At 75.2% G+C, this 10752-nt stretch carries 9 protein-coding genes; 4 read left to right on the top strand and 5 right to left on the bottom strand.

All coding sequences use genetic code 11. The features are described 5' to 3' along the window. Nucleotides 1-120: 120 nt before the first annotated feature. Entirely contained in the window at nt 121-411 is a 291-nt protein-coding gene (locus WIS52_RS30525) for an alpha/beta hydrolase family protein (RefSeq protein WP_349301889.1), read from the top strand. Between the two features lie 144 nt (nt 412-555). After that, the gene (locus WIS52_RS30520; protein ID WP_349301888.1) at nt 556-714 is read left to right on the top strand and encodes a hypothetical protein; all 159 of its coding nucleotides are present in this window, start codon (nt 556-558) and stop codon (nt 712-714) included. A 5-nt stretch (nt 715-719) separates the two neighbouring features. On the opposite strand, the gene WIS52_RS30515 is transcribed toward WIS52_RS30520, so the two are convergent. Beyond that, nucleotides 720-1997: an MFS transporter gene (locus tag WIS52_RS30515; RefSeq protein ID WP_349301887.1), complete on the bottom strand. Its 1278-nt coding sequence runs from the start codon at nt 1995-1997 to the stop codon at nt 720-722. Between the two features lie 107 nt (nt 1998-2104). Further along, nucleotides 2105-3850, bottom strand: coding sequence for a signal recognition particle-docking protein FtsY (gene ftsY / locus WIS52_RS30510; protein WP_349301886.1), 1746 nt, complete (start codon nt 3848-3850; stop codon nt 2105-2107). Nucleotides 3851-4070: 220 nt separating this feature from the next. On the opposite strand from ftsY, the gene WIS52_RS30505 reads away from it, so the two are divergent. Then, nucleotides 4071-5372: a DUF222 domain-containing protein gene (locus WIS52_RS30505; protein WP_349301885.1), complete on the top strand. Its 1302-nt coding sequence runs from the start codon at nt 4071-4073 to the stop codon at nt 5370-5372. Nucleotides 5373-5376: 4 nt separating this feature from the next. On the opposite strand, the gene smc is transcribed toward WIS52_RS30505, so the two are convergent. The 3 genes from smc to WIS52_RS30490 all read right to left on the bottom strand — a co-directional run bounded on the left by smc (nt 5377) and on the right by WIS52_RS30490 (nt 9811). After that, on the bottom strand, nt 5377-8973 hold the full coding sequence (gene smc / locus WIS52_RS30500; protein ID WP_349301884.1) for a chromosome segregation protein SMC: 3597 nt from the start codon (nt 8971-8973) through the stop codon (nt 5377-5379). Between the two features lie 80 nt (nt 8974-9053). Then, the gene (locus WIS52_RS30495) at nt 9054-9455 is read right to left on the bottom strand and encodes a VOC family protein (protein ID WP_349301883.1); all 402 of its coding nucleotides are present in this window, start codon (nt 9453-9455) and stop codon (nt 9054-9056) included. 65 nt (nt 9456-9520) lie between these two features. Further along, the gene (locus tag WIS52_RS30490; protein WP_349301882.1) at nt 9521-9811 is read right to left on the bottom strand and encodes an acylphosphatase; all 291 of its coding nucleotides are present in this window, start codon (nt 9809-9811) and stop codon (nt 9521-9523) included. 22 nt (nt 9812-9833) lie between these two features. Here WIS52_RS30490 and WIS52_RS30485 point away from each other — a divergent pair, with 22 nt between their 5' ends. Continuing rightward, complete coding sequence (locus WIS52_RS30485) at nt 9834-10673, top strand: CAP domain-containing protein (protein ID WP_349301881.1); 840 nt, start codon at nt 9834-9836, stop codon at nt 10671-10673. The last annotated feature ends 79 nt before the right edge of the window (nt 10674-10752 follow it).

Raw genomic sequence — 10752 nt, 5'->3', positions numbered from 1 at the left:
GCCGCCACTGACCCCTCACCGACCACCGAGCAGGAGGCTGCACCCACCCCGACGATCCCGGCGCTGAGCGCCTGACCCAGCAAGATCACGCGTCAGCCGTCACACACCACGCCACAGGACTTGACCGAGATCCCGGAGCAGGAGGCCGAGTTGTCCGCCCGCTCGCCGATCACCATGGCCGAGGAGATCCGGACGCCACTGCTGGTCGCCCAGGGCGCCAACGACGTCCGCGTGCCGCAGGAGCAGTCCGACCGGATCGTGGCCTCGCTGCGCGAGCGCGGGGTGCCGGTGGAGTACCTGCTGGCCGAGGACGAGGGCCACGGTTTCGAGAACCCGGAGAACCGCCTGCGGCTCTACCGGGCCATCGAGCGGCACCTGGCCGAGCACCTGGGCGGGCGGACCCGGACGTGACGCCTCAGCGTCCCCAGGCGCCCGTCACCGCGGTCCGCGGCACGTAGTCCTCGAACGTGCGGGGTGCCCGCCCAGGACGGTCGCGAGGTCGTCGGACGTCCGGGCGATGGCCCCGCTCCGCATCAGCACGATCATCTCGGCGACGTGGGCCGGACCGCGGCGTCGCAGTCCCGGCTGTCCCATGTGGCCGGACGCCTGGAGTCCGACGGGCTCCTCGTCGACGAGCTCGGGCCGCACGACCTCGCCGCGTTGCAGCGCATCGGCACCGCCGTCGAGGCGGCCATCCGGCGCGATCGCTCCTGATCCCCTCAGGGCGCACCGGCGGGTACGGGCTCCTCGGCCGGCACGCTCTCGAGGTTCCGGAAGACGGGGGCGAGCAGCGCGAGCACCGCGGTGAACGCGGCCGCGCCGGCGAGCAGCACGCCGGCCGTGCCGAGCCCCGCCCCCGAGGCGACCGCCGCGATCGGGACACTGGTCAGTGCCGGCGCGGCCAGCAGCAGGGTGTTCTGGGCACCGAGCACCCGGCCGCGCATGGCGTCCGGCGTCGCCTCGATGATCAGGATGCCGAGGACGGCGGACACCGGCGCGTTGGTGAGCCCGACCAGCGCGGCCGCGGCGAGCACCACCCACGGCGCGGCCAGGCTCCCGACCAGGGCGAACCCGATCCCGAACCCGACCATGCCGAGGACGAACCAGGTCCGCCGCGACACCCGCCCGATCAGGGCGGCGTAGAGCGCGGAGCCGACGACGCTGCCGGCGGCGAGCGCGCTCAGCGTCAGACCGGTCAGCGCGGGCAGGTCCGCGGCGACGAAGTAGGCGGGCATCACGGTGGTCTGCAACGAGGCGATCACCGCGACCAGAACCGCCGACACCAGGGTCGCACCGAGCACGATCCGGGTCCGGGCGAGGAACCGCCACGAGGCGACCAGGTCGCCGACGGCCCGCCGGACCGCGCCCCGGGCCGGTCCGGGCTCGGGCACCGGGATCGCACCGGCCCGCGGGTCGACGGCGAGCGTGGTGAGCGCGGCGAGCAGGCTCGTCGCCGCCGTCACCAGCAGCACCGCCGACGACGGGCCGAGCAGCGCGACGAGCAGGCCGCCGACGCCGGGGCCGGCGAGCAGCAGCACGTTGCCGACGTTCTCCCGCGCCGCGATCAGCCGGTCGAGCCGGCCGGGGCGTGGGTCGCCGAGCCGGGCGAGGACCGGCAGCAGGGTCTCCTGCGCGGTCATGCCGGGCAGCCGGGCGACCGCGCCGAGCACGCCCAGGATCAGGAACCAGGTCATGTCCAGGCCCCACAGGACGTCGACGACCGGCAGCGCGGCGGTCGCGGACGCGCCGATCAGCCCGGACACGACGGCGACGGTCCGCCGGTCGATCCGGTCCACCAGCAGCCCGGACACCAGCCCGGTGGCGGCCGAGGCCGCGGTCGTGACGCTGGCGAGCACACCGGCGGCGAGGACGTCGCCGGTGCGCTCCAGCACCAGCAGTGGCAGGACGGCCGCACCGATCCCGGCCCCCAGCAGGGTGAACCCGTAGGAGACGAACCAGAGTGCGGGACTGGACCGCACGGTCCGCGGCGTCGTCATGGAGTCCTCCCTCGCTGTCGTACCTCTGCGAGGGAAGTCCGTGCCGCTGCGGCACGCTCAAGCCACGGGGGCTCCGGTGTGGGTCAGATCACTCCAGCGCGGGGTGCTCAGTTCAGCAGCGCGTCGACGAACGCCTTCGGCTCGAACGGGGCGAGGTCGTCCGGACCCTCGCCGAGCCCGACGAGCTTCACCGGCACGCCCAGCTCGCGCTGCACCCGGAACACGATCCCGCCCTTGGCGGTGCCGTCGAGCTTGGTGAGCGCGATCCCGGTGACGTCGACGACCTCGCCGAACACCCGGGCCTGGGTGAGCCCGTTCTGGCCGGTGGTCGCGTCGAGCACGAGCAGCACCTCGTCGACCCTGGCCTGCTTCTCGACCACCCGTTTGACCTTGCCCAGCTCGTCCATCAGGCCGGTCTTGGTGTGCAGCCGGCCCGCGGTGTCGAGCAGGACGGCGTCCACGCCGTCGTCGGTGCCGCGCTTGACCGCCTCGAACGCGACCGAGGCGGGGTCGGAGCCCTCCGGACCGCGGACGACGCCCGCCCCGGAGCGCTCGCCCCAGGTCACCAGCTGCTCGGCGGCCGCGGCGCGGAAGGTGTCGGCGGCGCCGAGGGTGACCCGGTGCCCGCCCGCGACGAGCACCCGGGCGAGCTTGCCGGTGGTCGTCGTCTTGCCCGTCCCGTTGACGCCGACGACCAGCAGGACCGCCGGGCGCCCCTCGTGCGGAAGCGCGTGCACCGACCGGTCCTGGCCGGTGTCGAGGGCCTCGCTGAGCACGTCGTGCAGGGTCTGGCGGACCCCGTCGGCGGTGCGGACGCCGCGGGTGGCCAGCTGCTCGCGCAGCGTCGCGGTGATCTCGGCGGTCATGTCCGGGCCGAGGTCGGCCTGGAGCAGGGTGGCCTCGACGTCCTCCCAGGACTCCTCGTCCAGGTCGCCGGCGCCGAGCAGGCCCAGCAGGCTCTGGCCGAGCCCGGAACGGGAGCGGGACAGCCGGCCGCGCAGCCGGCCGATCCGGCCCTCGGCCGGGGCGATCTCCTCGGCCGGGGCGCCGGGGGTGACCGGTGCCGCGGGGTCGGCGGCGGGGGCGGCCGTGCCGGGCTCGGTGGTGCCGGGCGCCGGGATCGCCGTGGTCGGGGCGCCGGTGCTGCCCGGGGCCGGGATCGCGGTGGTCGGAGCCTCGGTCGGCGCAGTCGGGGCCTCGGTGGCGGCGGGGGCCGGGATCGCCGTCGTCGTCGCCTCGGCGCCGGTCGGGAGCTGCTCGGTCGCCGCACCGGCTCCCCCGGCCCCGCCGGGCCGCCGGATCTGCCGGGTGGCCGGATCCTTGCTGGCCTCCTCGGTGTCGATCACCCTCGGTTCGGTGGGCGCCGCGGGCGCCCCCGGGTCGCGGCGCTCGGTCGGCACCGTCGGTCCGCTCGGGCCGCGGTCGGAGGTGACCGGCGGCGCGGTGCTCACCGGGATGCCGCCGGGCGGCGTGCGGGCCTCGGTGGCGCCGCCGACGACCGGAGTGCCGCCGGGCGGGGTGCGGACCTCGTCCGCGGTCGGCGTGGTGTCCTCGACGGGCGTCGCCTCCGGGCCGCTGCCCGTGACGGTGTCCGGCGCCGGTACCGGCGGGGCGCCGGCGTCCGGACCCCGGGGTCGCTCGGGGGCGGTCGCCGTGCCGGAGGCGAAGGAGAACCCGCCACCGGCCTGGTAGCTGCCGCCCTTGGGCGGCTCCTTCTGCTCGAGCTCGCGCCGCTCGTCGTCGGCGCGGAGGCTGATCCGCCGCTTGCGGGCGATCACCACCCCGGCGACGACCGCGATCAGCAGCACCGCCACGACGACCGCGACGATGATCCAGAGGGTCTGCGTGGTCACCGCACCACAGTGCCACGCCGGGTCCGGCCCGATGCGCCCGACACCGCGGCCGAGCGGGGGTCGCCACGTGCGGCAGCGGCGGCGGCCCGGTTCCCTGACGCCGGCCCGCCGCTCGCCGGGCTCGGGCAGGCGGGTTCGCGCAGCTCAGCCCGTCTTTGCGATCGCAAACATTTTCGGGTATCGCGCGACGGCGAACACACGTTCGAGTAATATGAGGTCCATGACCGCGCTCCTCGAACCCCCGATCTGGGCACTCGACCCGGACGACGAGGAGCTGCCCACCTTCCCCGACGACGACCTCGACCTGGTCTTCGTCGAAGCAGCCCTCGATCGGCTCCTGGCCTCGGCCGGCGCCGGGCGCACCGCCCCCGAGAGCATCGACCGGATCCGCCGGATCAAGACCCAGCTCAACCGCCTCGACGCCGCCCTGCACGACACCGCCCACGACTTCGCACGCACCCACGTCGCCGCGCGCATCGACACCGCCGGCGCCCAGGCCGCCGAAACACTCGACCCGGACAAGCTCGAACAGAGCGTCGCCGCCCAGATCGCGCTGGCCTGCCGCACCTCGGTCCACCAGGGCCGCACCCGGATCCGCGTCGCCCGGGACCTGCACAACGGATTCGACCACCTGCACTCCCTGTTCCTCGCCGGCGAACTCGACGCCGACAAGGTCTCGGCGATCGTCACCGCCGCCGACACCCTGACCCGCGAGCAGCGCGCCGAACTCGACCGGCGCCTGGCCGAACACAACCTCACCCGCCTCGGGATCGGACGCCTGCGGGATCTGACCCGGCGGCTGGTCGCCGAGATCGCCCCCGCCGACTTCGCGAAGCGGTGCGAGGCGGCGAAGAAGACGCGCCGGGTCACCGTGCGCCCCGCCGCGGACGGGATGGCGTTCCTGACCGCGCACCTGCCGGTCGAGCAGGCCGTCGGCTGCGTGGCCGCGTTGGACAAGGCTCACCGCGACCTCTCGGCCAGTCCCGAGCCGCTGACCCGCACCCGTGGGCAGGTCATGGCCGACACCCTCGTCGAACGCCTCACCGGCAAGACCCACGCCACCGACATCGACCTGCACGTGCAGGTCATGGTGCCGGTCGAGGCGCTGATCGACCCCGAGTCCCCGCTCCCGGCCGAGATCCCCGGCTACGGACCCGTCCCCGCCGACCTGCTCGCCACCGCGGGCGGCCGCACGACGCTACGCCGGCTGATCACCCGCCAGGGCATCGTCATCGGCGGAGACACCCGCCAACGCCGCTTCACCCGCTTCCTCGACGAACTCATCCGCGCCCGCACCCGCAACCGCTGCACCGAGGCCTACTGCGACGCCCCCATCCACCACATCGACCACATCACCCGCGCCGCCGACCACGGAACCACCACCCTCGACCAGGGCCGCGGGACCTGCGAATTCCACAACTACCTGCGCGAACAACCCGGCTGGACCGTCGAGCACACCCCCGAGGGCGTCCAGACGACCACGCCCACCGGGCACACCTACCCGAACGCACCGCCCGGGTAGCCGCTCAGGACGCGGGCCGCAGCCGCTGCGAGATCACCTGCGTGATGCCGTCGCCGCGCATGGACACGCCGTAGAGCGCGTCGGCGACCTCCATCGTCGGCTTCTGGTGGGTGATGACGATGAGCTGGCTGGTCGCGCGCAGCTCCTCCATCAGCGAGATCAGCCGGCGCAGGTTCACGTCGTCGAGGGCCGCCTCGATCTCGTCCAGGACGTAGAACGGCGACGGCCGCGCCCGGAAGATCGCCACCAGCAGCGCCATCGCGGTCAGCGACCGCTCCCCGCCGGACAGCAGCGAGAGCCGCTTGACCTTCTTGCCCGGCGGCCGGGCCTCCACCTCGATGCCGGTGGTCAGCATGTCCTCGGGGTCGGTGAGCACCAGCCGCCCGTCGCCACCCGGGAAGAGCGTCGCGAACACGGTCTCGAACTCACGCGCGACGTCGTGGTAGGCGGTGGTGAACGTCTCCAGGATGCGGTCGTCCACCTCGCGGACCACGGTCAGCAGGTCGCGCCGGGTGTTCTTGAGGTCCTCGAGCTGGGTGGACAGGAACCGGTAGCGCTCCTCCAGCGCGGCGAACTCCTCCAGCGCCAGCGGGTTGACCTTGCCGAGCAATGACAGGTCCTTCTCGGCCCGCTTGAGCCGGCGCTGCTGACTGGCGCGGTCGTAGGGCACGCCGGTCGGTGCGGCGACCTGCTCGCCGCGCTCGCGGGCGGACTCGTACTCGGCGACGTCGGCCTCCGACGGCGGCACCGGCTCGTCCGGCCCGTACTCGGCGACCAGGTCGTCGACCCCGATGCCGTGGTCGGAGAGGATCTTCTCGGTCAGCTGCTCGAGCCGCATCCGGGTCTGCTGGCGCACCATCTCGTCGCGGTGCACGGCGTCGGTGAGCTTCTCCAGCAGCGCGGTGAGCTGGGTCGTCGCGTCCCGGGCCTCGGCATGCCCACGTTCCCGCTCGGCGCGGGCGGCCTGCACCTCGTCCCGCTCGGCGGCGGCCGCGGCCAGCGACACCTCGATCCGCTCGGTCGCGACCGAGCCGGAGTCGGCGACCAGCCGGGCGATCTCCCCGGCCCGCTCCCGCTCGGTGGCGGCCGCCGCGGCCCGTTCGCGGGCCAGCCGCTCGGAGTGCGCCTGCCGGCGCAGCGACTCGGCCTTCCCGGCGATCGCGCGGGCGCGTTCCTCGGCGGTGCGCAGCGCGAGCCGGCACTCGACCTCCTCGGAGCGGACCTCCTCGACCCGCTCGGCGGCCTCGTCGCGCAGCTCGGTGTCCGGCTCGTCGTCGACCGGGGCGTCGGAGGCGATCGAGAGCTGGTGCTCCGCGGCCTCCAGCTCCAGCAGCGAGTCCGACCGGCGGGACTCCACGGCGTCGCGGCGCTCCCGCAGCCGCTGGGCCTCGGCGCGGGCCGAGGCGACGACCTGCTCGAGACGGCCGAGCTGGGCGGCGGCCGCGGCCTGGCGCCGGTCGGCGTCGGCGACGGCGGCGCGGGCCTGCTCCAGGTCGGCCGCGCGGGCCTGCTCCTCGGCCCGCGCGCCCTCGGCCGTCGGGCGCAGCGACTCCAGCTCGGTGTCGACGGCGTCCCGGGCGGCGATCGCGTCGTCGACCGCGGCCTGCAGCTCCAGTGCGCCCTGCCCGGCGTCCGCGCCGCCGTGCGCGGAGTGCGCGGTGAGCAGGTCGCCGTCGGTCGTGACGGCGGTGAGCTCGGGTCGCGCGGCCAGCGCGGTGGCCGCACCGTCCAGGTCGTCGACGACGACGACGTCACGCAGCAGCGCGGCCAGCGCCGCTCCCAGGGTGGGCGGGGCGGTGACCAGCGAGGCGGCCCACCGCCCGGCGGGCGGGGCGCCGTCCGGGACCGGCACCGGCGTCGCGGGACCGGTACCTCCCGGCGCGCCGACCAGCAGCGCCGCCCGGCCGGCGTCGCCGGAGCGCAGCGCGCGCAGCGCCGCGGCCGCGGACGGCACCGACGACACCGCGACGCCCTCGGCGACCTCCCCGAGCGCGGCGGCGACCGCCGCCCGGCCGGACGGCTCGACGACCACCAGCTCGGCGACCGCGCCGAGCACCCCGTCCGCGTCACCCGACTCCAGCAGCGCGCCGGCGCCGTCCCGGCGGACCAGCCCGACTCCCAGCGCGTCGACCCGGGCCCGCCAGTGCGTGCGGCGCTGCTCGGCGTCCCGCTCGGCGGCGGCGAGCTCGGCGACCCGGTCCTTGGCGACGCGCAGCGCGGACTCGGCCTGCTCGACCCGGCCGGCGAGTGCGTCCCCGGCGTCGTCCCCGCCCTCGATCCCGTGCTCCTCCCGGGCCGCCTCCAGCTCGGTCTCGGCCTCGGACGTGCGGGCTCCGGCCTCGGTGAGGGCCTCGGACAGCCGCTCGATCTCCTCGGCGGTCGCGGCGACCCCGGACCGCAGCGCGTCGGCCTTCCCGGCGAGGGTCGCGATCCCGGCCCGGCGGTCGGCGAGCGCGCGGACCGCCGCCAGGTGCTCGCGCTCGGCCGCGGCCAGCGTGCGCTCGCGCTCGGCCTTCTCAGTGACGACCTCGTCGAGCCGGCGACGGGCCTCGGCGACGCCGGCGACCAGCTCCTCCTCCTGCTCGGCGATCGCGTCGGCCTCGGCCTCGGTCTCGTCCGGGTCCCGGCCGGGGGTGCGCTCGGCCGCCGCCGACGAGTCGAGGTGCCGGACCCGCTCCTGCGCCAGGCGGACGGTGCCGCGCAGCCGCTCGGCCAGCGCGGAGAGCTGATACCAGGTGTCCTGCGCGGCGGCCAGGCGCGGGGCGTCCGCGGCGAGCGCGGTCTCCAGCTCCTGCTGGCGCTCCCGCGCGGTGGCGAGCTGCTCCTCGACCTCGGCGCGGCGCCGGCGGGCCTGGTCCTGGTCCGCCTCCTCGCGGGTGATCTCGGACTGGAGGGTCACCAGGTCGTCGGCGGCCAGCCGCAACCGGGCGTCGCGCAGCTCGGTCTGCACCGACTGCGCCTTGCGGGCGATCTCGGCCTGCCGGCCCAGCGGCTTGAGCTGGCGGCGCAGCTCGGCGGTCAGGTCGGTCAGCCGGGTGAGGTTGGCCTGCATCGCGTCCAGCTTCCGCAGCGCCTTCTCCTTGCGCTTGCGGTGCTTGAGGACCCCGGCCGCCTCCTCGATGTAGGAGCGCCGGTCCTCGGGCCGCGACTGCAGCACCCCGTCGAGCTGGCCCTGCCCGACGATGACGTGCATCTCCCGGCCGATGCCGGAGTCCGAGAGCAGCTCCTGGACGTCGAGCAGCCGGGCCCGCGAACCGTTGATCTCGTACTCGCCGGCGCCGTCGCGGAACATCCGCCGGGTCACCGAGACCTCGGAGTAGTCGATCGGGAGCGCGCCGTCGGAGTTGTCGATGGTCAGCGTGACCTCGGCCCGCCCCAGCGCCGCGCGCCCGGACGTGCCGGCGAAGATGACGTCCTCCATCTTGCCGCCGCGCAGCGCCTTGGCGCCCTGCTCGCCGAGCACCCAGCTGATCGCGTCGACGACGTTCGACTTCCCCGACCCGTTCGGCCCGACGACGCAGGTGATCCCCGGTTCCAGGCGGAACGTGGTGGCCGAGGCGAAGGACTTGAAGCCCCTCATCGTCAGCGTCTTCAGGTGCACGGGGGGAAGTGTGCCGCACGCGGCCTGTGAGTACTTTTCGTGGTCCTGACCACGAAAAGTACTCACAGGCGCGCAGCGCTTCAGCCGGCCGCGTTCACCAGCCAGCGCACGCCGAAGCGGTCGGTCACCTGGCCGAACACGTCGCCCCACATCTGCTTCTCGAAGGCCACGTCGACGACGCCACCCTCGGACAGCGCGGCGAACCAGCGCTCCAGGGTCGGCAGGTCGTCGCCGGACAGGCTCACCGACACCCCGTTCCCCTCGGTCGTCGCGTCACCGCCGTCCGAGCCCATCAGGACGAAGCCGTCCGGGGTGTCCAGCTGGGCGTGCATGACGCCCTCGGGCGGCGGGACAGGCCCTTCCGCGCCCATGTCCCCGAAGGTCATGACCTGCAGGTCCCCGCCCAGCACCGAGCGGTAGAACTCCATCGCCTCCCGCGCGCTGCCGTCGAAGTGCAGGTAGGGGTTGAGCCGGACCGTCATCGCGGGCCTCCTGGTTCAGTGGGTGTGCACCGCTGCTGACCGGGGTCCCGCCCGGAACTCATCGCTCACGCCTCGACGAATCCGGTGAAGGATCCGGTGGCGTCGCCCCACTGCTCGGACACCGAGCGGACGCGGCCCGGGGTGTCGCCGTCGCGCAGCAGGTCACGCAGCTGTTCACAGGCGGCGCGCTCACCCTCCGCGGTCACCGCCACCCGCCCGTCGGACAGGTTGCGCGCCTGCCCGGTGAGCCCCAGCTCAAGCGCCCGTGACCGGGTCCACCAGCGGAAACCGACGCCCTGCACCTCCCCCTGGACCCACACGGTAAGCCGAACGGACGCATCTGTGCTGCTACTCACAGTGCTGGTACGTTACCCGGTCGTGACGCTCCCCGTGACACGACGCCGTGCTCCGCGCCCCGCGCGCCGGGTGCTCGGCGGGGTCGGGGCCGGCGCGATGCTGGCCATGACCGCGCCGCTCGCCCCGCTGGGCGCGTCGCTCCCCGATCCGGGCACGGGCGAGCGGACCGCCCCGCTACGGCTGGCCGGTGCCGCGTCGACCGCACTCCCCACGGCCGATGCCCTCACCGCGGGACCCGGCCCGGCCGCCCTGGCCGACGTCCCGGACGCGCTCGACATCGCCTCGGCCGCCCGTATGGCGCTGGCCGTGGTGCCGCCGGATCCCGGCTCGGCCGCGTCCGCGGCGCTGGCTGCGCTGGACTCCTACCGCGACGCGACGGCCGCGGCCCGGTCCGCTGCGGCCGGGGCCGACGGGGCGGGCGGCGGGGCCGGGGACCGCGCCGACGACCGGTCCACGACGGGTCCCCGGCCGGCCGCGCCCGCCCCGTCCGCCGGCCTGTCCGGCGAGCTCGCCCGGGTCGTCGAGCTGACCAACGCCCAGCGGTCCGCCGCCGGTTGCGGGGCGCTGCGGGTGGACCCGCGGATCAACGCCGCCGCGCAGGGCCACAGCGAGGACATGGCCCGCAACGGTTACTTCGACCACGACAGCCGGGACGGCCGCGACTTCGCCGACCGGATCTCCGAGGCCGGCTACCCCTCCCCCGGCGCGGAGAACATCGCGATGGGCCAGCCGGACGCCGAGTCCGTCGTGCAGGCCTGGATGGACTCGCCGGGGCACCGGGCGAACATCCTGAACTGCTCGCTGACGACGATCGGGGTCGGCCTGGCCGACGGCTACTGGACCCAGAACTTCGGCCGGTAACCCGCACAGAACTCCGGCCCCGCGGGCGTCCCTCCCACGTCATGGTCCGCTCGCGGGGCCGGGTCCACCCGGCGCGACT

The sequence above is a fragment of the Pseudonocardia nematodicida genome, assembly GCF_040105385.1.
GTDB lineage: Bacteria > Actinomycetota > Actinomycetes > Mycobacteriales > Pseudonocardiaceae > Pseudonocardia > Pseudonocardia nematodicida.
This window is presented reverse-complemented; position numbering and strand designations above follow the sequence as displayed.